Below are 20,851 nucleotides of genomic sequence, written 5' to 3' on the forward strand. Positions count from 1 at the left end.
AGGCAAAAGAGGGGGGAATCCGGCGACCATGAGGGGGGCCGCGCCAGGGACAAGGAGATGAGGATCATCAGGTGATGTGACTGAGACCGGTGCCTGGATGTGGCGCTACGTTGCCGACGCCTGCGGGTAACGGCAGGCAGCCGACGGTGGGGCAGGCGCCTGGTCATGCCGGTCGAGAGAGGAACCGTACATGGCCAGGCGGGTTGTGGCCGGTCTTAGCGCGCCACGCCCAGCAGCGAATCCAGCAGTTCCTCGTCGTCCTTCAACGCCTGCGCCGTGCCGCGATGCACGATGCTGCCGCGGTCCAGCACGATGGCGTCGTCGGAAATCGCCAGGATCGCCTGTGGGTGCTGTTCCACGATGATGGCGCTCAGGCCTTCTTCACGGGTGATGCGGCGGATGGCCTTGAGCAGTTCCTCGACGATGATGGGCGCCAGGCCTTCCAGGGGTTCGTCCAGCAACAGCAGGCGCGGGTTGAGTGCCAGTGCCCGCCCTACAGCCAGCATTTGCTGTTCGCCGCCGGAGAGCTGCGTACCCATGCTTTCCTTGCGTTCGGCCAGCCTGGGGAACATGGCGTAGATGCGATCTGGCGTCCACTTGCCGGGGCGTGCCACGGCCGTCAGGTTTTCATGCACCGTCAGGGATTTGAAGATATTGCGTTCCTGCGGTACCCAGCCTATTCCGGCGGCGGCCCGTTCGTGCGAAGGCCGGTTGTGCACCGGCACGCCGCCCAGCACGATGCTGCCGGCATGGCGCCGGGTGGCGCCGACCAGGGTGCTGATCAGCGTGGTCTTGCCCGTGCCGTTGCGCCCCAGCAAAGCCAGTGTCTGGCCTTCGGCGAGTGTGAAGCTCAGGTTCTGCAGGATGATGGCTTCGCCGTAACCTGCGCTCAGGTTCTCGACTTGCAGTAATTCAGGCATGTGCGTCTTCTCCATGGCCGAGATAGACCGCCTTGACTTCGGGGTCGTTGGCGATTTCCTCGGGCGAGCCTTCAGTCAGGACGGTGCCATTGACCAGTACCGTCATGCGCTTGGCGAAGCTGAACACCAGATCCATGTCGTGCTCGATGAGCAGCACCGAAACGTCCTCGGGCAGTTCTGCTACCGTACGCAACAGTTCTTCGCGTTCGCCCGCCGGTACTCCTGCCACGGGTTCATCGAGCAGCAGCACGCGCGGTTCGCAGGCCAGCGCGATGGCAATTTCCAGCAGGCGGCGCTTGCCGTAGGGCAGGGTGCGTGTGCTTTGGTGCATGACGCTGCTCAGGTGGAAGCGTTGCAGCAGTTCCTCGCAGCGTTCCGCAATGCCGGGGTCGCGCCCCAGCTTGCCGAACAGGCGTGAGCCCAGGCCGCGGTGCTGGCTCAGGGTCATCGCCAAGGTTTGCAGCGGTGTGAAGTTGTCGAACAACTGGTTGATCTGGAAGGTGCGCACCAGGCCGCGCTGCACGCGCTTGTAGGGCTGCAGCCGGGAGATGTCTTCGCCTTCCAGCAGGATGCGGCCGCTGGTGGGCGTCAGTACGCCCGTCAGCAGGTTGATCAGCGTGGTCTTGCCCGCGCCGTTGGGGCCGATCAGCGCATGGCGGGCGCCACGGTGCAGCGCCAGCGAGACGTTGTTGGTGGCGACGATGCCGCCGAATTTCTTGGCCAGCCCTTCAGCCTGCAGGACGATGGGGGCGGTGTCCGGAGTGGTGTGGCTCATGGGGTTTCTCCCGCAGCGTTCGAGGCGCTGGCGCGCTTGCCGGGGCGGCGCAGCAAGGTCCAGGGGCGCAGCAGGCGGTCGCGGCCGACCAGTGTCAGGACAACCAGGAACAGGCCCAGCCAGAACATCCAGTACTGCGGCGTAATGGCCGAGAGCACGTCGTGCATCAGCTTGAAGACGATGGCACCGAAAATGCCGCCGTAGAGCCAGCCGGCGCCGCCGATCACCAGGATCAGGACGACATCGGCCGAACGCGCGAAGTCGAACACATCGAGCGAAACGAAGGCGTTGGTCTGCGCCAGTAGCGAACCCGCCATGCCTGCCATGCCGGCCGACAGGGTGTAGGCGACCGCCAGGCGGGCTGCCACGGGGATGCCGATGGCCGAGGCGCGCAAGGGGTTGTCGCGTACGGCCTGCAGCGTGGCACCGAAGGGCGAATTCACCAGGACGCGCATGAGGGCCAGCATCAGCAGCAGGACGGTGATCGAATACCAGGCCGCCGTCTGGCCGTAGAAGTCGAACTCGATGGTGCCGAACAGCGGTCCCATCATGATGCCTTGCAGGCCATCGGCGCCGCCCGTCAGCCAGGCCATCTGGTTGGCCAGTTCGTACAGGATCAGCGTGACGCCGATGGTGACCATCAGGCGGCTGAGATCCGTGCCGCGCATGATGGACGGGCTGAACAGCAGGCCCAGCAGCAGTGCGCACACGGTGCCGAAGGCCAGGCCCAGCAGCGGGTCAGGCGACACGTGCAGGGCGAACAGGCCGGCGCTGTAGGCGCCCATGCCGAAGAAGGCGGCATGCCCCAGCGAAACGATGCCGGCATAGCCCAGGATCAGGTCCAGCGACAGCGCGAACAGCGCGACGATGGCGATCTCGTTGATCAGCATGGCATAGTCGCTGGCCAGCCAGGGCAGCAGGAACACCACCAGCCAGAAAGGCGCTTCCCAGAGGCGCCAGGCGCCCTGGCGGCGCAGCGCCTGCGCGGGGGAGAGGAGTGTGGAGGAACTCATGCTTTTCTGCCTCCTTTACGGGCGAACAGGCCCTGGGGACGCCAGATCAGGATGACGATCATGACGCCATAGACGATGAAACCGCCCAATTGCGGGATGTAGTACTTGCCGGCGATATCGGCAATGCCCAGCAGCAGCGCTGCGAGCAGGGGGCCAGTAATGGATGCGGTGCCGCCCACGGCCACCACGATCAGGAAATACACCATGAACTTGAGCGGGAAGGTCGGGTCCAGGCCCATCAGGTCGGCGCCCATGGCACCACCCAGCCCGGCCAGCCCGGAGCCGGCGGCAAAGGTCAGCAGGAACACACGGTTAACGTTGATGCCCATGCCGGCAGCCACGCGCTGATCGTCCACTGCAGCGCGCAGGCGGCTGCCAAAGCGGGTGCGGGACAGCAGGTACTGCAGCACCAGCGTCAGCGCGGCGCAAACCACGATGATGAATATCCGGTAATAGCCCATGCCCAGGGTCCAGGGGCCGATGTCGATCTCGGTGCGGCCGCGCAGCCAGGCCGGCATCTGGATGAGCTGCTGGGACGAGCCCATGTAGTAGTCGGCAGCGGCAATGGCCATGAAGGTCAGGCCGATGGAAAACAGCACCTGATCCAGGTGGGGGCGGCCATACATATGCCGGTAGAGCGTACGCTCCAGGAGGGCGCCGAGGGCGGCGGCCACAATGAAGGCCACCGGCAGACAGGCGAGGAAGGGAACACCGTGGCGCTGCATCAGAATCACAGTGACATAGCCGCCAACCATGGCGAAGGCGCCATGGGCCAGGTTGATGAAGTTCATCAGGCCCATGGTGACTGCCAGGCCGACAGCCAATACGAAGAGCAGCATGCCGTAGGCGATGCCGTCGAAAAGTATGGTCAGCATAGGGGGCGGGGCGTAGCGGAGGGAAGCGGGAAAGGCGGTGGCAGCAAGGCCGTGCGTGCTGGGTGGCACATCGGCCGGGGAGGATCCCGGCCGATGGCGGGCGCGGTCTTATTTGTTTTTCTTGGCTTCCTTGTACGGGTCTTTCACGGCTTCGGCGACATCGAACTCGATGTTGTAGAGTTCGCCGTCAGCCGGGTCGCGCTTGACTTCGCGCAGGTAGATGTTCTGGATGATGTCACGCGTTTCCGGGTCGATGGTGACCGGGCCGCGTGGGCTCTCGTAGCTCAGGCCTTTCATGGCGGCCAGCAGCGCGGGGCCGTCGCCCTTGCCGTCGGTGGCCTTGATGGCTTCGTAGATCACGTGCATGCCGTCATAGGCGCCAATGGCCATGAAGTTGGGGCGCATGCCGTTGTTGGCCTTCTTGAAGGCTTCCACGAATTGCTTATTGGCTTCCGACGGGTGGGCGGCGGAGTAGTGATAGGCGGTGATGATGCCCAGTGCGTCGTCGCCCATGCCGTTGAGCAGGTCGTCGTCGGTCAGGTCGCCGGTGCCGATCAGGCGGATGCCCGCCTTGTCCATGCCGCGTTCCACGAACTGTTTGACCAGGGCCGCGCCAGCGCCGGACGGTACGAAAACGAACACGGCATCAGGCTGGATATCGCGGACTTTCTGCAGGAAGGGCGAGAAATCCGGGTTGCGCAGCGGCACGCGCAGGGTTTCCACGACTTCGCCGCCACGGTTTTTGAATTCTTCGATGAAGGACTGTTCGGCGTCGATACCGGGGCCGTAGTCGCTCACCAGCGTGACAACCTTCTTGATGCCGTTTTCCGGGGCCCACTTGGCCATGGTGGCTGCGCCTTGCGGCAGGGTGACGCTGGTGCGCACGATGTAGGGGGATGCCTCGGTAATGCTGGCAGTGCCTGCCGCCATGACGACTTCAGGTGTTTTGGATTGCGTCGCCAGCGGGGCGGCGGCCAGCGCCAGTGGCGTCAGGCCGAAACCAGCCAGAACGTCCACTTTGTCCTTGACCAGCAACTCCTGGGCCTGGCGGCGCGAGATATCCGGCACGCCGGTGTCGTCCTTGATGATAAGTTCGACCTTGCGGCCGGCGACGACATCGCCATGTTCCTGAACGTACAGTTTGGCGGCAGCTTCGAGCTGGCGGCCCGTCGTGGCGAACTGGCCCGTCATGGGCAGCAACAGGCCCACTTTGAAAGGCTTTTCCTGCGCCATGGCGGAAGGAACGATGCCGGCGAAGGCGGCAGCACCCAGCAGGGCACCCAGAAAATGACGTTTTTTCATGTTAAGAAGTCTCCGGCGGAACAGCGGATGAATCAGGCAGGGAATGCAATTGTCCTAAATATAAAGGGATAGCACCAGTTCTTAAGCTGGCTTGAAGCCGTATTTATATCCATACATTATGAATATATTTCATGATAAATATGAGCTAGGCTGGAATTGGCAGGGTATCAACCCGATAGGCCGTATCCAGCGAGACACTGCCCACTACCCGCGAGACACAGGCGCACAAGCGGGTATTGCTGTGTTTTTCTTCATCGGACAGGAACACGTCGCGGTGGTCGATGATGCCGTCCACCCCCAGGACATCCATGGCGCACAGGCCGCATTCGCCGCGACGGCAGTCGTAGATCGTGGCGACGCCGGCAGCTTCCAGCGCATCCAGCAGGCTGGTGCCGACAGGCACGGTGACTTCCAGCCCGTGGCGGGGAATACGCACGGTAAAGGCCTGCGCGGGATGGTTGCCGCTACTGCCGAAGGTTTCGAAGCGCAGGTTTGCCAGCGGCCGGCCGCTGGCCGACCAGCTGCGCTTGAGCGCCTCCAGCATGGGCGCCGGGCCACAGGTGTACATCAGGCCGTCGGGGGGTAACTGGGCGATGGCAGCGGCATAGTCGGGCAGATTGCCGCTGCCGTCGTGCAGCTGCAGGGCGTCGCCCAGCAGGGCGTGCAAGGTATCGGCGTAAGCCAGCTCCTGAGCCGTACGGGCGCTGTAGATCATGCGCAACCGGGCGCCGCGCGCTTGCAGCCGTTGCGCCATGAACACCAGCGGCGTGATGCCGATGCCGCCAGCGGCCAGCAGGTAGCTGCCGGCATTGAGATCCAGCGGGAAATGATTGGCAGGCGAGAAAATGGACAGCCTGTCGCCTGTTTCCAGGCGCCACATGGACAGCGAACCGCCACGGCCGTCATCCTGCCGCTTGACGGCGATGCGGTAGCCAGCGGCGTCGGGTTCGCCGACCAGCGAATAGTGCCGCAGTTGCGGTTGCAGCAGGCCATCGGCATTGGGCACCATGGCCTGCACGGGCAGGTGAGCGCCCGGTTCATGCTCGATGACGGCGCCATCCTGAGGCTGGATCAGGAATTCGCGGATCGTGGGCGTCAGGTCTGCAATGCCGGCGACGACGGCGGGGATGGGCGTGCTGTCATGGGTTTTCATGGTGGGCTTCCTGCCAGGACGGAAAATCAGGTCTTGCGGCGTATCAGCGGTACGCCTATGGTTTGCGGAGACAGCGCCGGCACGGCGTCGGGGTTGTGCAGCACGCGCTGGAAATTGTGCTGGGCGATGCGGGAGTGTTCACGCATGATGATTTCCGCGCGAGCGCCTTCGCGTGCCTCGATGGCGTCCAGTACCCGCCAGTGCTGGTACTGGGCGACAGCCAGCAGGTCGCGGGCATTGGGCGATTCGGCCTCGGCGATGACAAATCCGGACGGCGAGGCAAACGGCAGGCTGATGACACGCTCCAATTGCCGCACGATGGTCGGGCTGTCGGCCATTTCATGCAGCAGGGCGTGGAAGCGTTCATTCATGACCACGTACTGAGAGAAGGTATCGTCGCTCAGCGTAGGCGCACGCAGCCATTCGTCGATATGCACCAGGCAGCGGCGCGCTTCCTGCAGCAAGGTGCCGGACACGCCGCGCTCGGCGGCCAGGCGTGCCAGCAGTCCTTCGAGCATGCCGCGCAGCTCGATGGCATCGGTCACATCGCGTTCAGAGAAAATCTTGACCGCGTAGCCGCCGCTGGGCAGCGTTTCCAGCAAACCCTCCTGTTCCAGGCGCATCAGCGCGGCGCGGATGGGCGTGCGGGAAATGCCAAGCTTTTCCACGATGGTCAGTTCAGCAATACGGCTGCCGCCGGGCAGGGCGCCGGCGAGGATAAGCTCCCGAATCTGGCGCTGCGCCTTGACGGTTTGCGAAGTGCTGGCGGCAGTGTCATCGCCAGGGTTACGGAGAGCGGTGGGCATGTTTCATTCCTGCGGTGTAAGGTAAGCCGGTTGGCAGGGTAACCGCCTGGGCGTGGCGATTCCATGGATGGCGCAGCTATTTTGCCTGCCTGTCCTGCCGCACGATACCCGTGCGCATGTGTTGTTCACGCCACCTGGCGGATGGGGACCACGCTGGCGCGTTTGCTGCCCGTGGCTTCCTGTTCGATCAAACCGTCGATCAGGCGCCGCGCCCACATGGAACCGGCGTCGATATTCAGGTTGTAGAACTTGTGGCCGGGGCGGGCGTCGATGGCGCGCTGCTGGGCTTCGAGCACCACCTCATCCTCACGGAAAATCGAAGAAACTCCTTCGCGCATCTGGTGTGTCAGGCGCTGTTCGTCCGTCAGGTAATTGCGGGTGATGGCCCAGAAGTAATGACAGGTGCCGTCCGTCTCAGGCGTAATGGTATTGAGCACGAAGCCATTGACGCCGCAGCTGCGATCCCCGGCATTCGGGTCGCCTGCATTGCCGCCGGGCGGAATGGCGCCGGTGCCAGTCTCGGCAACGCCCACATCAATGGTGACCGTACAGGGAGCCTCGAAGCGGATGATCTGCCAGCGGTCCACCGGGCCGACATAGCCGCGCGCCTGCTTGATCTGCCCGGCCCAGAACGGTGGCGCTTCAATATTCTCCATCCAGCGCGTGACGGTAGCGGTGCGGTCGCCGTGGGTGGCGACAAACGGCGCTTCCGCCACGGCGCGGTTGCCGATACTGGAACCGTGCACAAACGTCTCGTGGGTCAGGTCCATCAGGTTGTCGATCACCAGGCGGTAGTCGCACTTCACCGAAATGCGTTTGCCGTCGCCAGCCCATTCAGGGTCGTGGTTCCAGTGCAGATCGGGAATCAGTGCAGGGTCGGCCTTGGCCGGGTCGCCGGGCCACACCCAGACAAAACGGTGGCGCTCCACCACAGGGAAAGTGCGCACACAGGCCGACGGGTTCAGGGTCTCCTGGCTGGGCATATGGGTGCAGCGGCCCGCTGAATTGAACACCAGGCCGTGATAGCCGCACACCAGCTCATCGCCTTCCAGGCGCCCCATGGACAGTGGCAGCAGCCTGTGCCAACAGGCATCCTCCAGCGCGGCCACCACGCCATCGGTGCGGCGGTAGAACACCATATCCTGCTTGCAGATGGTGCGGGCCAGCAGCGCGTGCGTGATCTCCACGTCATAGGCGGCGGCATACCAGGCATTAAGGGGAAAGGCCGGCTTGCGTTCGCTCATGTTTTGTCTCCCGGAAGGGTATTGGATGTGTTGTATACATAATGTATTCAGCCTGTCCGGGCGTGGCAATGGGTTCTAGGTGGAAATCAGGGTAAGCGAGTGCTAGGGAAAACCTTGCTGTTTGTTGTTGGTAAAGGAGGTTTTTTTGATGTCTTTGGAGGGGGGCGGGTAAAAGGATAGGGAGGCCTGAGCTACCGGTTTTTCTAAGCTATAGATGTCTATTTATATGTTTATGTATACATACTGTTGGTGTGAGGTCTCGCTGAGTTGCATAAGTGGGACAGCCCGTGGCGGGCCGCCAGCGGGTACCGGCAAACAAGGGGGGGCCGGGGGCAGCCGCAGGTGATGCGATCTGCGGCCAGGCGGCCCGATGGCCGCCGCCCTCAGGCGCGTTGCAGCAAGCGCGCGGCGTCCAGTGCGAAGTATGTCAGCACGCCATCGGCCCCGGCGCGCTTGAAGCCCAGCAGGGATTCCATGACAACCTTGTCGTGATCCAGCCAGCCGTTCTGGGCGGCGGCTTTGATCATGGCGTATTCACCACTGACCTGGTAGGCGAAGGTGGGGACGCGGAAGGCGTCTTTGACGCGGCGCAGGACGTCCAGGTAGGGCATGCCGGGCTTGACCATGACCATGTCGGCGCCTTCGCGCAGGTCAGCGGCGACTTCGCGCAGGGCTTCGTCGATGTTGCCCGGGTCCATCTGGTAGGTTTTCTTGTCGGATTTGCCCAGGTTGCCGGCCGAGCCGACGGCGTCGCGGAAGGGGCCGTAGAAGGCGCTGGCGAATTTGGCCGAGTAGGCCATGATGCGGGTGTTGATGTGGCCAGTGTCTTCCAGCGCCTGGCGGATGTTGCCAATGCGGCCGTCCATCATGTCGCTGGGCGCGACGATGTCCACGCCAGCGTGGGCCTGGGTGAGGGCCTGGCGCGTGAGCATTTCGACGGTGGGGTCATTGAGGATGTGGCCCTGTTCGTCGATCAGGCCGTCCTGGCCGTGGCTGGTGTAAGGGTCCAGGGCAACGTCGGTCAGGATGCCCAGTTCCGGGAAGCGTTGCTTGAGGGCCCGGACAACGCGTGGCACCAGGCCGTCAGGGTTGGCGGCTTCTACGCCGTCAGGGGTTTTCAGCGCCGGGTCGATGACGGGAAACAGCGACAGGACGGGAATGCCGAGCCTGACGCATTCTTCGGCCGTGCGCAGCAGGCTGTCGAGCGTATGGCGGACGACGCCGGGCATGGAGGGCACGGGTTCGTCCGGGCCATTGCCGTCGGCCACGAAGACGGGATAGATCAGGTCATCGACACTCAGGCTGTGTTCACGGACCAGGCGGCGGGAGAAGTCATCGCGGCGCAGGCGGCGCGGGCGGGACAGGGGAAAGTCGGCGGTGTAGGCGGGGGTGTGCGTCATGGCGGGCTCCAGGTGAGACCATGGGTTCATGGTGGCAGGCTGGGGCACCGGAGAAGCACGGCGGCGGCAGCCTGTGCGGTGTGAGGCGGCCGGTGCGCGGAAACGATGATCGCACCGGCGGGTAAATAGCCGTGTTCAGGGCACGAAGGTCGGGGAAATCCAGTTCTGGATCAGCAGCGTCGCTTCTTCCAGGCCGATGCGCTCGGGGGCGGAAAACGGCACTGTATGCAGGGCGCCGATGTCGGCCAGGTCCTTGCGCGCAGCATAGACGGCCTTGATGCGCTGGCCATAGGGCAGTTTGTCAGCTTTGGTGAGCAGCGCCAGTACCGGCCGGCCAGTCGGGGCGATCCAGTTCACCAGACGCCGATCCAGTTCGGTGACGCCGCGGCGGATGTCTATCAGCATCACGACGCCCGCCAGCGATGTGCGGGTGTGCAGGTAGCCGCCCAGGACATCGGCCCACTCTTCACGGGATTTTTTGTCAACGGCGGCATAGCCATAGCCCGGCAGGTCAACCAGATAACCCAGCTGGGCGCCGGGTTCCAGCGGGTCGGGGATGCCGAACAGATTGATGAGCCGCGTGCGGCCCGGCGTTTTACTGGAAAAGGCCAGGCGGCGTTGATTCGTCAGCACATTGATGGAGGACGATTTGCCGGAGTTCGAGCGGCCCACGAAACAGACCTCGGGTGGGCCGGGCGGCGGGAGCTGGTCCAGCCGGGCGGCGGAAACCGTAAAGGCGGCACGATGCAATAAGGACACGGGAAAGCCTGGAAAAAGGGATAGTGCGTATTGTAGTCCGGCCAGCGCCTGCTGCCGGATCAGTCGAAGACTTCCTCCAGGGTTTGGGCATCCAGTAATCGTTCGGACCATTGGTCCAGCACTGGGATGGGTGCCTGGCCCAGCTTTGCCAACACGTCCGGAGGCAAGGTTCCGAATTTTCGTTGAAGAAGCCGTTGCAGGATGGCGACGCTTCCTTCGGTGCGGCCTTCAATTCTTCCTTCGGCTCGGCCCTCAATCTTGCCTTCGGCTCGGCCTTCAATCCTTCCTTCGTTTCGGCCCAATGTTCGCCCTTCCAGCCGGCCTTCTCGCCGGCCTCGCCGTATGCCCAGCCGGTGGGCTTTCAGTTCCTCGTATTCTTTCCAGGTGTAGCGTTTGGTACGCAGCAGGGTGTTCAATTCCATCAGATCCTCGAATGGGGGTATCGCTTGATCCGGCAGGTTGCGGGGCAGTAGCACGTGCTGTAGCCAGGCCAGGATGGCGCGGCGGGCTTCCTGGTACTGGGGGGCCTGCATCAATCGGCCCAGGCGGTCGATGATGCGGGTGGTGTCATGCAAGCCATGGTTGTGCTCCAGCCGGAAGATCAGGCGGGCCAGGCTATCAGCGGGTAGTGATTGATTATGCGCTTGGGTCCGGGCGTCTATCAACAGGTAGCGCTGGCGTGGCTGATAGGGGGTCAGGGGGGGCGGCACCGGGTCGATGAGCTCGGCAAGGTCGCGGCGCGCATGCCAGGGACGCACACCCGTGTGTATGACCAGCGGCACTACGGCGGGCAGGGTTTGCCGGGCCTTGAGGGGGGTTCTGGCCAGCAGGTCTTCATACAGCAGGCTGCGGTAGGTCGTCAGCCGCAAGGCCATCGCGTGGTCGGTGCGCGACTGGAATTCGAGCATGAGTACCAGGAACAGCTCATGCCGGTCTTTGCGCGGAATACGCCAGATCAGGTCGCCATGGCGGCGCTGCAGGGTGTTGCTGAGGAGTTCGCTGCGCACCGGTGCCATGTGTTCCAGGGCCAGGATATCAGTCCAGCCGCCATCCAGCGCCGAGACAATATCGCGCAGCAGGCTGCTGACGATGCAGGGTTGGCTGAACAGCAGTTTGTAGCCGTGGTCGGAGAGGGCCATGTGGGTGTCCCGTGAACAGGGATGCCCACCATAGCCGGGGCGGCGCGGCTGGCGTTGCCGTTGTGAAAGGGTTTGTCCAGGGCGGGTTCTGCGCCTTGCCAGGCTGGTTTTGCCTGGCCGCCGTTGCTAGTCTGTGCCGCCGGATAGCCTGCAGCGCTAGTACAGTTCCCGGTGCAGTCTGCCCGTGCGTCCCAGCAGTTGCCAGCCGGTTTCGTTTTCGCCCAGGCCGGGCAGGCCTTCCATGATGTTGTCCACCGCACCGGCGACAGCCTGTTCCAGGTGCCGCTTGTTGCCGCACAGGTACAGATGGGCGCCCTGAGCCAGCATGTTGCGCAGGTAGCCGCTTTGGTCGGCCATGGCATGCTGGACATAGTATTTGGCGCCGCCATCGCGTGAAAAGGCGGTATAGAGGTCGGACAGCGTGCCATCGTCGAGCATGGCGCGCAGTTCCTGGCGATACAGGAAATCCTTGTCACTGCATTTTTCGCCGAAGATCAGGCAGGTGTCGCGCCGCTTGCCACTGATACGTATGTCGCGCAGCAGGCCCATCAGGGGCGCGATGCCGGTGCCTGTGCCAACCAGAATCAGTGGAATGCTGGTGTCGCGCGGCAGGTGGAAGCCGGGGTTGGCGCGGCAGAAGACGCGTATTGGATTGTCACTGTGCAGCAGCCAGTTGGTGGCGCAGCCGCGGTGTGTCCTGCCATTGCGTTCATGGATGACTTCCCGGATGCAAAGATCGACATGCTCGCCACCAGCGGAAGCAATGGAATAGGCGCGCGGCAGGCAGGCCGGCAGGGCGCAGTTCAGCAGGGCTGCCAGCGGCACGGTCTGCGGGGTGCAGAAATCCTGCAGCAGATCGAGCAGGTCGGCGCCCCAGAGATAGCTTTCGAGTTCCTTGCGCTGGCTGATTTTCAGCAAATCCTTCAATTGTTCATTGCCAGACAGCCGGGCCAGTTCGCGCAACAGGCCCTTGCCGAGCTGCCGCAATTCCTTGCCTGCCAGTGCTTCTGCCGCCTCAGGTGTTCCGTACCAATCCGCCAGGCCTTGCAACAGTGCCGGGTCATTCTCCGGCATGACATAGAGATTGTCGCCCGCGCGATAGACCATGCCGCTGCCGGTGATGTCCAGGCGGATATGCCAGGCGCCGGGCAGGCTTTGATTGAGCTGGCGGCGTTCGAGGATACGGGCGGGAAATGCGGTGTTGGCGCCGTAGGCGGTCACTTGCAGCCGCAATGCCTGGCCGGCTTGCGCGTTGCCTGCCAGCACCTGCTGCAGCACCGGTGTCCAGCGTTCGAAGAAGTCTTCGTAGCAGGCGTCGGCATCCACGCGCGGAATGCCGGCGTGCGCGCCACGTTCGCTCAGTGCCTGATCCAGCGTTTTGGTGAAGCCGCAGAAATTCGGGTAGGCGGTGTCGCCCAGTCCGAAAATCACGTAGTTCAGGCCATCCAGGCGCTCGGCCTGCTGTACCTGGGCCAGGAAGGTTTCGGCGTTGCCTGGCGGGTCGCCATCACCGAAAGAGCTGGAAATGACTGCCAGCAGGGTGCCGGCAGGGAGACGGGTGGGCTCGATGTCGTTGAGCGCTCGCACCTCAGGCGCATAGGCCTGCAGCGCGGGTAGATCACCCAGGCGACGGGCGAGGGTACGGGCGTTGCCGGATTCCGAGCCGTAGCCGATCAGCAGATGTTCGATGATGGCGGGCATGATGCTTACTTGTCGTAGTACTCGTCGAATTGTTCCTTGGAGAATTCTACCGACTCGAAATCCTGCATCAGGTCGTTGATGACGCGGCGGATGCTGATGTAGGCATTGATATTGCCTTGCTCGTCATACAGCGGCTGTACGGTGGTGTCCACGACATAGACGCCGCCGCCCTTGCCGACGTTGGGGATGATGCCGGTCCAGATGTTGCCGGCCTTGATGGTGTCCCACATGTCCTTATAGACGGCCTTGGGCACGGCCGGATGGCGTACCAGGCTGTGCGGCTGGCCGAGCAGTTCCTCGCGGGCATAGCCCGTCAGCTTGCAGAACAGGTCGTTGGCGTAGGTGATGTTGCCTTGCAGGTCGGTGGTGGAAATGACGGCGACGTTTTCCAGGGCGGCCAGCAGTTTGGAAGAATCGAGGGTTTGGCTCATGGTAGTTCCTTGCTTGGGGTGGGTGACAGCTGCCACGCCAGGACGGGATTCAAGCCCGCACCGCCGCGGCCGGTGAAAAGATTTTTGAGGCACGCTGCATCATAAGATGCATTTTTTATATATCTTATAGCGGGTGCGTTTTAAGATGCAAGAAAAATACATCTTTTGATGTGCAGCGGCCACATCCCTGGTGAGGCGCTGGCGCCTGGCGGGTGATTTGAGTACCCTTGGAACTGTCGGGCTGTGCCGCGTTTGGCCGGCCCGAAGCCATGGAACACTGATGAGATTGACGCTGAAAACGGACTATGCCTTGCGCACGCTGATGTATTTGGGACAGCAGCGTGGCCGTCTGACGTCCATTGCGTCAGTGGCAGCGTTCTATGGCATTTCCGAGAACCATCTGGTCAAGGTCGTGCACGAACTGGGCCGCAAGGGCTTTATCGAAACCTTGCGCGGGAAGGGCGGGGGCATCCGCCTGTTGCGCCAGCCGTCTGACATCATCATTGGCGATGTCGTGCGGGCCATGGAAGACGACATGGCGCTGGTTGCCTGTTTCGGCCCGCAGGAGCCCGACCGCGCGTGCCTGCTGACTGATTCCTGTAGCCTGCAGGACCTGTTGCACCAGGCCCTGCGAGCCTTCATGGCAACATTGGACGCGCATAGCCTGGCGGATATGCTGGGCCATGCTGCCGCGCAGCGTGCGGAAGGCATGATTCCCCTGCAGGATGTGATGCGCGAGATTCAGGCGCAGCGGCCCGGGAGCACGTCCGCGCCGGCCACGGTTGCCGATGCGTCTGGCAGTACGGTTGCTGGCGCGGCGGGGCAACCCGGCGATACGGGGCAAACGCCGCGCCAGCCTTCATGAGCGGCGCGGACGGCAGGTAGTGAGCCAAAGGCTCAGGGTGCCGCCACCCAGGGTTCGAACAGTTCCACGATTTCGTCCGTGCCAACTTCGCGATTGCCTTGGCGGGCCGCTTCGGACTGCCAGTACATCTTCCAGATCATGTCCATGCCGTCCACCGGATACAACAGGCGAATGCCGTCGTTCATGTCGGCGCGGCGCTGCCATTCGGCCCGGATGCGTTTCCAGTAGTCGCGGCTATTGTCGTTCCAGTAACGGTAGCCACTATTGAAATTGAAGCCCTCAATGCGCTTGTAGGTGTTGACGCCATGTTCCTGCACCAGCGTGGCGACTTCTTTGCCGTGCTCGCGGACGACCTTGCGGTTGTCCTGTTCGTGCAGCCAGCCGTCGCGCGTAATGCGGTGGCGGTTGACCATGCCCACGGCGTTGTAGTCGCTGCGGGTGCTGTATTCGCGGCGCGGCAGCGGCCGCCAGCCGGGGTCGGACGTCCACAGCGGTTCGCCGCTGTCGTAAGTCCACTTGCCAGTGCCGCAATAGCGCGGCGCGTCGCTGACTTCATATACGCATTGCGTCCAGGCTCCGGCTGTCAATTCGGCGGGAATGGCTTCCTGGCGCCAGGTCTGGTCATCGGTGAATACCAGGCGGGTGGGCGCTTCATAGTGCCAGTCCTGGCGCCAGTGCTTGATGACGAAGCCCATGGTGCGGTGTACCAGCAGATGCTGCAGGATGATGTCCTTGCCGTTGTCTTCTTCGACCAATACCAGTTCGAAGGCGCCGCTGCGCTTGGGCGGCTTGGGTTCATAGCCCGGTGCAGGGTCGGTTTCATCGAAGGCGAAGGTGACTTCATATTCGCCCTGCATCGCCAGAATGGCTTGACGGTCGCGTTCCAGCCCTTGCTGGGCCGAGATGGCCTGTAGCTTTGCGGGATCGTCGATGGTTTTGATACCGGAGGTGGAGAGACAGCCGCTGAGCGATAACGCAGCAGCGAGCAGGGAGGCCAGACGTAGCATGCTTCTTGATGTCCAGGTGATGCCGGAAGGAACATGGCGCGCCGGTCGGCGGTTGCGCCGGGGCGTCATGTCATGGAGAGAATCGGGAGAACGCTATGAAAAAGCGTTCTCATTATCCCGGCCATATGATAAACGGGATCCTCCGGTGAGCATGCTGCCTTGTGCCGCCAGGGGCGGCACAGGCGTCGCAAGCGGCTGCCCGACAATAAAAAAACCGGCAGGGGCTGCCGGTTCGAGAACGGCGCCCGGAAGGGCGCGGGTGTCGGGTTTTAGGCGTCTGGCGGCAGGATTTCGCCAGCGAACAGCGGTTGTACCTGTTCGCGTTCGCGGATCAGGTGGGCCTGAGTGCCATCCACCAGCACTTCAGCGGCACGCGGACGGGTGTTGTATTGGCTGCTCATCACAAAGGCGTAGGCACCGGCGGATTCCACTGCCAGCAGGTCGCCCTGGCGCAGTGCCAGTTCACGGTCGCGCGCCAGCCAGTCGCCGCTTTCGCAAACGGGGCCGACGATGTCGTACCGGTTGGCGCTACAGCCTGACGATGGCGTGCGTACCGGCAGCACACCGTGCCAGGCGTCATACAGCGTCGGCCGGATGAGGTCGGTCATGGCGGCATCGACGATGGCGAAATTCTTGGCCTCGGCATGTTTCAGGTACAGCACCTCGGTGACCAGAATGCCAGCGTTGCCAACCAGCGAGCGGCCTGGTTCCATGACCAGTTGCAAGTCGCCATGGCCGCGAGCAGCCAGGCGCTGGAAGACTTCATCGAGCAGGGCGCGCAGCGACAGCGGCTGTTCGTCGCGATAGCGGATGCCTACGCCGCCGCCGATATCCAGGTGATGCAGGCGAATGCCATCTGCAGCCAGGGCGTCGATCAGGTCGAGCAGCTTGTCCAGTGCGTCCAGGTAGGGTGAAATTTCCGTCAATTGGGAGCCGATATGGCAATCCACCCCGACGATTTCCAGGCCCGGCAGTGCCGCCGCCAGGCGGTAGGCTTCTTCGGCCTCTTCAATGGCGATGCCGAATTTGTTTTCTTTCAGCCCGGTGGAGATATACGGATGGGTATGGGCGTCAACATCCGGGTTCACGCGCAGCGATACCGGGGCAGTCAGGCCCAGCCGGATGGCGGTGGCGGACAGGTGGCGCAGTTCGGCGATGGACTCGACGTTGAAACAGCGTACGCCGGCGCGCAAGGCAGCTTCCATTTCCCAGGTCTGCTTGCCGACGCCGGAAAATACGACTTTGCCTGGGTCGCCGCCTGCTGCTTGCACACGGGCCAGCTCTCCGCCGGATACGATATCGAAACCCGCACCCAGGCGGGCGAACTCACGCAGCACCGCCAGATTGGAGTTGGCTTTCATGCCGTAGCAGACCAGCGCATTGCGGCCGTCGATGGCGTCGGCGAAGCGTTGCCATGCCGCGCGCAGGGCAGCGCGGGAATAGACGTAGAGCGGCGTACCATGTTGACGCGCCAGGTCATTGACCGACACGCCTTCGGCGTACAGTTCGCCGTGCTCGTAGTGAAAATAGGGGGCGCCGACGGGTTCGGGCAGAGTGGCGGGAACGCTGGAATGTTGGCTCATGTGGCAGAGGAAGTGGTGGTCGCAGTCTGGGATTGCGGGGATGGCAGATACAGGGGGCCTTTGTAACCGCAAGCGAGCAACTGCCCGATCAGGGCGATGCTGGCTAAAATGCGGCAGGCCGAGCGTAAGCGGGCCAATGTGAACACTGGAAACTCCGTTAATGCGTGCAAGGTACGATTATGACTGAAACTGAATTCCTGGCGCGAGCCCATGCGGTGCTGGAAACCATAGAACGGCAGGTGGATGACTGGAATGCCACTGCCGATGTTGATATTGAAGCCAGTTTCAGCGGCAATGTGCTGACGCTGGTTTTTGAAAACGGCGAACAGGTTGTGATCAACAGCCAGGCAGCCATGCGGGAAATCTGGGTAGCAGCACGTAGTGGCGGCTTCCATTATCGCCTGGTGGACGATAAAACCTGGCAGGACACGCGTGGCGGCCCCGATTTGCAGGATGCCGTGTCGCAGATCTGTTCGAATGCCAGCGGTGAAACGCTGGTGCTCAAACTCTAAGTGGCCTGCACCTGGGTTCTGCTTGCCGAAGCTGGCGGGCAGGCCTGGGCTCACAGGGACGCAGGCCAAATAAAAACGGCCAGACAATCATTGTCTGGCCGTTTTCGCGTGCTTAGTTGTTGCGTTCCAGGCGGTTCAGCAACTGCCCCAGTTCATCGTTGCTCATGGAAGGCTGGTTGTTGTCTGCCTGGATGGGGATGGCTTCACCTTCTGCAGCGGGCAGGTTCATCAGGAACTCGCCCAGCGTATCCGGCGTCGGCAGGCCCACGCTGGCGATGGATTGTCCTGGCGGGAATTCCGCGAAGAACAGGTCGCCGTTTTCGCTGATCAGGCCATCAGGCTTGGGCAGGCGGGTTTCGGGCTTGCCCTTGAGCGCCTGCGACATGAAGCTGACCCAGATCGGCATGGCCACGCCGCCGCCGGTTTCACGCGAACCCAGCGAACGGGGATTATCAAAGCCCATCCAGGCGATGCCTGCCAGGTGCGGGGTGTAGCCGGCAAACCAGGCGTCGTGGGATTCATTGGTCGTGCCTGTCTTGCCGCCGATGTCGTTGCGCTGCAAGGCGGCCCTGGCGCGGGCGGCAGTACCGGAGGTGGCAACACCTCGCAGCAGGTCGTCCATGACATAGGCGGTGCGCGGGTCGATGACACGGGCCTGGACGTCGCCTGCGACGGCCGGGTTGGCGCGCATCAGCACCTTGCCCTCGCTATCGGTCACACGCTGGATCAGATAGGGTTCAACGCGGTAGCCGCCGTTGGCAAAGACTGCATAGGCGCTGGCCAGTTGCAGGGGCGTGACGGAACCGGCGCCGAGCGCCATCGGCAGGACGGCGGGATGGCGGGCCGGGTCGAACCCAAAGCGGGCGATGTATTCCTGTGCGTAAGCCGGGGTGATGGCCTGCAGGATGCGGATGGACACCATGTTCTTGGACTTGTAGAGCGCAGTCCGCATGGTCAGCATGTCTTCATAGCCACCGCCGTAGTTCTTCGGGCTCCATGGGCGCGAACCGGTCTGTGCCGCAGTCAGCGTGAAGGGCTGGTCGGAAACCTGTGTGCCAGGCGTCAGGCCACGTTCCAGGGCAGCGGCGTAGATGAAGGGCTTGAAGACGGAGCCGGGCTGGCGCCAGGCCTGGGTGACCCGGTTGAATTTGCCGCGATCGAAATCGAAGCCGCCGACCATGGCGCGGATGGCGCCGTCGTCCGGCGAAATGGCAACGAAGGCGGCCTGCACCGCAGGCAGGTTGATGACTTCCCAGCCATCTCCGGTCTTGTGCAGATGCACGACCGAACCTCGGCGCAGCTGTTCATCCGGCTTGGCGGTACTGGCCAGGGCGCGGGCGACGATGGCCAGGGTCTTTTTATCGGTGATCGTGTGGATTTCCGAGGCGTTGCGCGCCACGCGGATTTCCGTCGGGCTGGCGGAGAGCACCACGCCGGTCAGCAGGTCATCGCTGTCCGGGTATTGTTCGATCACACCGTCGAGGAATTCGTCAAACGCGGTGGCGTTGTTTTCCAGGCCTTCAGGCAGATCCAGCTGAGCCTCGGGGCCGGGGTAGCGCGAACGGCGGGTGTAGTCCAGCACACCGTTGCGCAGGGCGCGGTAGGCCTGTTCCTGTTCCTGCGAGGTAACGGTGGTATAGACATTCAGGCCGCGGCCATAGAGGTCGTCCTGGTAGATGTCGAAGAGCAGCTGGCGGGCCAGTTCGGCAACATATTCACCGTGCACGGCATAACCGCCGGAACGCGAGCCCTGCATGGAGCGCAGTTCGATCGGCTGCGCCATGGCGGTCTGGTATTCGGCTTCGGTGATATAGCCGAGCTGGCGCATGCGGTTCAGCACATAGTGCTGGCGCGTCGTGGCGCGAGCCAGGTTGGCGATCGGGTTGATGCGCGAGGGCGCCTTGGGAATCCCGGCCAGCATGGCGGCTTCGGCGGTCGTGATTTCGGACAGCGGCTTGCCGAAGTAGGTGCGCGCCGCCGCGGCAAAGCCGTAGGAGCGGTGGCCCAGGTAGATCTGGTTCATATAGAGTTCGAGGATCTGATCCTTGGTCAGATTGGCCTCGATCTTGAACGTCAGCAACAGCTCGTAGAATTTGCGCGAGTAGGTCTTGTCGGAGGACAGATAGAAGTTACGTGCCACCTGCATGGTGATGGTGCTGGCGCCCTGGCTCTTGGACATGTTGACCATATTGGTCAGGCCCGCACGGGCCACGCCACGCCAGTCGATCCCGCCATGATGATAGAAATTGTCATCTTCGGCGGCGAGCACGGCGGACTTCATGACGTCCGGGATTTCGTCAATGCGCAGCACATTGCGCCGTTCTTCACCGAACTCCCCGATCAGGACGTTGTCGGCGGTATAGACGCGCAGTGGCACGCGCGGCCGGTAGTCGGTCATCGCGTGCAGTTCTGGCAGGTTGGGCCAGGCCAGGGCCAGCGCCAGGCCAACCAGTAGTGCGACAGCCAGGCCAAGGCCGGCGCAGAGCACGGCAGCTTTCGTCAGGAAACGGCCCAAGGAAAACTTGCGGCGGGGCTTGTCGGAGGATTTCGAATTGACGGTTTTACTCATGACCGGGGATTTTAAAGGGCAGGCGGCGACAGAACGGGCAAATTTTCGTTACGGCGCCCGGATATGCTGTCCCGATCGCGCAGTTTAGCCCCCGCGACGCGCGTCGCGATGGGATAATGTGCGAATGAATGCAATTTCTTCCTTGCCGCCGGATTCGTCACCGGCGGCCTCATCCTTAGATGGCGAACGCGTAACTTGGTTGCATCATGACCTGCCTATTTTTCTGGTAGGGATGATGGGCGCGGGCAAAACCACCATAGGCAAGCGGCTGGCACGTGCCTGCGGCAGGGATTTCCTCGACCTGGATCATGAGTTGGAAGCTCGCTGCGGCGTACGCGTGCCCGTCATTTTCGAGATCGAGGGCGAAGCGGGGTTCCGGCGCCGAGAAACTGCTGCCCTGGAAGAATGCACACGCCAGCGTGGCATCATTCTTGCCACCGGGGGCGGTGCGCCTGTCGCGCTGGAAAATCGCGCGCTGCTCAAGCAGCGCGGCATTGTGGTGTATTTGCGTGCCTCGGTTGACGAGCTGTGGCGCCGCACCTGCACGGACCGCAACCGTCCCCTGCTGGCGACCAGCGACCCTCGCACCACCTTGCGTGATCTGCTGGCGCGGCGTGAACCTATCTATGAAGAAGTGGCCGATATCGTCGTCGATACGGGCAGCGTATCCATTTCCCAGGTGCTGAAGAACCTGGTGCCGCTGTTGCAGAGCATCGAAAAGGACATCGGCGCGCTGCCACCCGAGGTGAGCCCCGCGGCGTCTCAGGCCAGCCTGGCCCCTGGCGGCAAGTAAGAAG

General features: G+C 62.9%; 20 protein-coding genes. 3 read left to right on the forward strand and 17 right to left on the reverse strand.

Annotation, left to right across the window (positions count from 1 at the left end):
* Nucleotides 1–215 precede the first annotated feature (215 nt).
* From ACNA1V_RS07430 to ACNA1V_RS07490, 13 genes are all read right to left on the reverse strand, one after another.
* A complete protein-coding gene (locus tag ACNA1V_RS07430) occupies nt 216–920 on the reverse strand; it encodes an ABC transporter ATP-binding protein (protein ID WP_415832956.1) in 705 nt (234 codons plus the stop codon).
* Nucleotides 913–1,695, reverse strand: coding sequence for an ABC transporter ATP-binding protein (locus tag ACNA1V_RS07435; protein ID WP_415832957.1), 783 nt, complete (start codon nt 1,693–1,695; stop codon nt 913–915). Before ACNA1V_RS07435 ends, ACNA1V_RS07430 begins: the two co-directional genes overlap by 8 nt.
* Nucleotides 1,692–2,708 carry a branched-chain amino acid ABC transporter permease gene (locus tag ACNA1V_RS07440; RefSeq protein ID WP_415832958.1) on the reverse strand — a complete coding sequence of 339 codons (1,017 nt, stop codon included), beginning with the start codon at nt 2,706–2,708 and terminating at the stop codon, nt 1,692–1,694. The genes ACNA1V_RS07435 and ACNA1V_RS07440 overlap by 4 nt, the downstream gene beginning before the upstream one ends.
* Nucleotides 2,705–3,583, reverse strand: coding sequence for a branched-chain amino acid ABC transporter permease (locus ACNA1V_RS07445; RefSeq protein ID WP_415832959.1), 879 nt, complete (start codon nt 3,581–3,583; stop codon nt 2,705–2,707). The genes ACNA1V_RS07440 and ACNA1V_RS07445 overlap by 4 nt, the downstream gene beginning before the upstream one ends.
* 108 nt (nt 3,584–3,691) lie before the next feature.
* Entirely contained in the window at nt 3,692–4,885 is a 1,194-nt protein-coding gene (locus ACNA1V_RS07450; protein WP_415832960.1) for an ABC transporter substrate-binding protein, read from the reverse strand.
* A gap of 145 nt (nt 4,886–5,030) precedes the next feature.
* On the reverse strand, nt 5,031–6,038 hold the full coding sequence (locus tag ACNA1V_RS07455; protein WP_415832961.1) for a PDR/VanB family oxidoreductase: 1,008 nt from the start codon (nt 6,036–6,038) through the stop codon (nt 5,031–5,033).
* A gap of 26 nt (nt 6,039–6,064) precedes the next feature.
* Nucleotides 6,065–6,844 (reverse strand): GntR family transcriptional regulator, encoded by a 780-nt coding sequence (locus tag ACNA1V_RS07460; RefSeq protein WP_415832962.1) that lies wholly within the window; start codon nt 6,842–6,844, stop codon nt 6,065–6,067.
* Between the two features lie 125 nt (nt 6,845–6,969).
* Entirely contained in the window at nt 6,970–8,088 is a 1,119-nt protein-coding gene (locus tag ACNA1V_RS07465; protein WP_415832964.1) for an aromatic ring-hydroxylating dioxygenase subunit alpha, read from the reverse strand.
* 383 nt (nt 8,089–8,471) lie between these two features.
* Nucleotides 8,472–9,488, reverse strand: coding sequence for a porphobilinogen synthase (gene hemB / locus ACNA1V_RS07470; RefSeq protein ID WP_415832965.1), 1,017 nt, complete (start codon nt 9,486–9,488; stop codon nt 8,472–8,474).
* A gap of 135 nt (nt 9,489–9,623) precedes the next feature.
* A complete protein-coding gene (gene yihA / locus ACNA1V_RS07475) occupies nt 9,624–10,247 on the reverse strand; it encodes a ribosome biogenesis GTP-binding protein YihA/YsxC (protein WP_068367617.1) in 624 nt (207 codons plus the stop codon).
* A gap of 59 nt (nt 10,248–10,306) precedes the next feature.
* On the reverse strand, nt 10,307–11,386 hold the full coding sequence (locus tag ACNA1V_RS07480; RefSeq protein WP_415832966.1) for an Rpn family recombination-promoting nuclease/putative transposase: 1,080 nt from the start codon (nt 11,384–11,386) through the stop codon (nt 10,307–10,309).
* Nucleotides 11,387–11,542: 156 nt separating this feature from the next.
* Entirely contained in the window at nt 11,543–13,087 is a 1,545-nt protein-coding gene (locus tag ACNA1V_RS07485; protein ID WP_415832967.1) for a flavodoxin domain-containing protein, read from the reverse strand.
* 5 nt (nt 13,088–13,092) lie between these two features.
* The gene (locus tag ACNA1V_RS07490) at nt 13,093–13,518 is read right to left on the reverse strand and encodes a PAS domain-containing protein (protein ID WP_415832968.1); all 426 of its coding nucleotides are present in this window, start codon (nt 13,516–13,518) and stop codon (nt 13,093–13,095) included.
* Nucleotides 13,519–13,798: 280 nt separating this feature from the next.
* Between ACNA1V_RS07490 and ACNA1V_RS07495 the strand changes: the two genes are divergently transcribed.
* Complete coding sequence (locus ACNA1V_RS07495) at nt 13,799–14,383, forward strand: Rrf2 family transcriptional regulator (RefSeq protein WP_415832969.1); 585 nt, start codon at nt 13,799–13,801, stop codon at nt 14,381–14,383.
* A 32-nt stretch (nt 14,384–14,415) separates the two neighbouring features.
* Here the strand turns inward: ACNA1V_RS07495 and ACNA1V_RS07500 are convergent, their stop codons facing one another.
* The 3 genes from ACNA1V_RS07500 to lptM form a co-directional block, all read right to left on the reverse strand.
* Nucleotides 14,416–15,390 (reverse strand): DUF6607 family protein, encoded by a 975-nt coding sequence (locus ACNA1V_RS07500; protein ID WP_415832970.1) that lies wholly within the window; start codon nt 15,388–15,390, stop codon nt 14,416–14,418.
* Nucleotides 15,391–15,659: 269 nt separating this feature from the next.
* Entirely contained in the window at nt 15,660–16,973 is a 1,314-nt protein-coding gene (lysA, locus tag ACNA1V_RS07505) for a diaminopimelate decarboxylase (RefSeq protein WP_415832971.1), read from the reverse strand.
* Complete coding sequence (gene lptM, locus ACNA1V_RS07510) at nt 16,970–17,185, reverse strand: LPS translocon maturation chaperone LptM (protein WP_415832972.1); 216 nt, start codon at nt 17,183–17,185, stop codon at nt 16,970–16,972. Before lptM ends, lysA begins: the two co-directional genes overlap by 4 nt.
* Between lptM and cyaY the strand changes: the two genes are divergently transcribed.
* Nucleotides 17,153–17,485, forward strand: a complete 333-nt coding sequence (gene cyaY / locus ACNA1V_RS07515; protein WP_415832973.1) for an iron donor protein CyaY — start codon at nt 17,153–17,155, stop codon at nt 17,483–17,485. The genes lptM and cyaY overlap by 33 nt on opposite strands.
* Nucleotides 17,486–17,597: 112 nt before the next feature.
* Here cyaY and ACNA1V_RS07520 read toward each other — a convergent pair whose 3' ends face one another.
* Nucleotides 17,598–20,054 carry a penicillin-binding protein 1A gene (locus ACNA1V_RS07520; protein WP_415832974.1) on the reverse strand — a complete coding sequence of 819 codons (2,457 nt, stop codon included), beginning with the start codon at nt 20,052–20,054 and terminating at the stop codon, nt 17,598–17,600.
* Nucleotides 20,055–20,178: 124 nt separating this feature from the next.
* Here ACNA1V_RS07520 and ACNA1V_RS07525 point away from each other — a divergent pair, with 124 nt between their 5' ends.
* Nucleotides 20,179–20,847 (forward strand): shikimate kinase, encoded by a 669-nt coding sequence (locus tag ACNA1V_RS07525; RefSeq protein ID WP_415832975.1) that lies wholly within the window; start codon nt 20,179–20,181, stop codon nt 20,845–20,847.
* Nucleotides 20,848–20,851 lie beyond the last annotated feature (4 nt).

The organism is Kerstersia similis (genome assembly GCF_965139615.1).
Classification (GTDB): domain Bacteria; phylum Pseudomonadota; class Gammaproteobacteria; order Burkholderiales; family Burkholderiaceae_B; genus Kerstersia; species Kerstersia similis.

Bases quoted from the DNA above. Each gene is read 5' to 3' on its own strand.
- ACNA1V_RS07435 (WP_415832957.1), bottom strand. From the start codon at position 1,695: ATGAGCCACACCACTCCGGACACCGCCCCCATCGTCCTGCAGGCTGAA.
- ACNA1V_RS07485 (WP_415832967.1), bottom strand. From the start codon at position 13,087: ATGCCCGCCATCATCGAACATCTGCTGATCGGCTACGGCTCGGAATCC.
- ACNA1V_RS07520 (WP_415832974.1), bottom strand. From the start codon at position 20,054: ATGAGTAAAACCGTCAATTCGAAATCCTCCGACAAGCCCCGCCGCAAG.
- hemB (WP_415832965.1), bottom strand. From the start codon at position 9,488: ATGACGCACACCCCCGCCTACACCGCCGACTTTCCCCTGTCCCGCCCG.
- ACNA1V_RS07465 (WP_415832964.1), bottom strand. From the start codon at position 8,088: ATGAGCGAACGCAAGCCGGCCTTTCCCCTTAATGCCTGGTATGCCGCC.
- cyaY (WP_415832973.1), top strand. From the start codon at position 17,153: ATGACTGAAACTGAATTCCTGGCGCGAGCCCATGCGGTGCTGGAAACC.
- lptM (WP_415832972.1), bottom strand. From the start codon at position 17,185: ATGGGCTCGCGCCAGGAATTCAGTTTCAGTCATAATCGTACCTTGCAC.
- ACNA1V_RS07440 (WP_415832958.1), bottom strand. From the start codon at position 2,708: ATGAGTTCCTCCACACTCCTCTCCCCCGCGCAGGCGCTGCGCCGCCAG.
- ACNA1V_RS07460 (WP_415832962.1), bottom strand. From the start codon at position 6,844: ATGCCCACCGCTCTCCGTAACCCTGGCGATGACACTGCCGCCAGCACT.
- ACNA1V_RS07490 (WP_415832968.1), bottom strand. From the start codon at position 13,518: ATGAGCCAAACCCTCGATTCTTCCAAACTGCTGGCCGCCCTGGAAAAC.
- ACNA1V_RS07450 (WP_415832960.1), bottom strand. From the start codon at position 4,885: ATGAAAAAACGTCATTTTCTGGGTGCCCTGCTGGGTGCTGCCGCCTTC.
- ACNA1V_RS07445 (WP_415832959.1), bottom strand. From the start codon at position 3,583: ATGCTGACCATACTTTTCGACGGCATCGCCTACGGCATGCTGCTCTTC.
- ACNA1V_RS07495 (WP_415832969.1), top strand. From the start codon at position 13,799: ATGAGATTGACGCTGAAAACGGACTATGCCTTGCGCACGCTGATGTAT.
- lysA (WP_415832971.1), bottom strand. From the start codon at position 16,973: ATGAGCCAACATTCCAGCGTTCCCGCCACTCTGCCCGAACCCGTCGGC.
- ACNA1V_RS07480 (WP_415832966.1), bottom strand. From the start codon at position 11,386: ATGGCCCTCTCCGACCACGGCTACAAACTGCTGTTCAGCCAACCCTGC.
- ACNA1V_RS07455 (WP_415832961.1), bottom strand. From the start codon at position 6,038: ATGAAAACCCATGACAGCACGCCCATCCCCGCCGTCGTCGCCGGCATT.
- ACNA1V_RS07525 (WP_415832975.1), top strand. From the start codon at position 20,179: ATGAATGCAATTTCTTCCTTGCCGCCGGATTCGTCACCGGCGGCCTCA.
- ACNA1V_RS07500 (WP_415832970.1), bottom strand. From the start codon at position 15,390: ATGCTACGTCTGGCCTCCCTGCTCGCTGCTGCGTTATCGCTCAGCGGC.
- ACNA1V_RS07430 (WP_415832956.1), bottom strand. From the start codon at position 920: ATGCCTGAATTACTGCAAGTCGAGAACCTGAGCGCAGGTTACGGCGAA.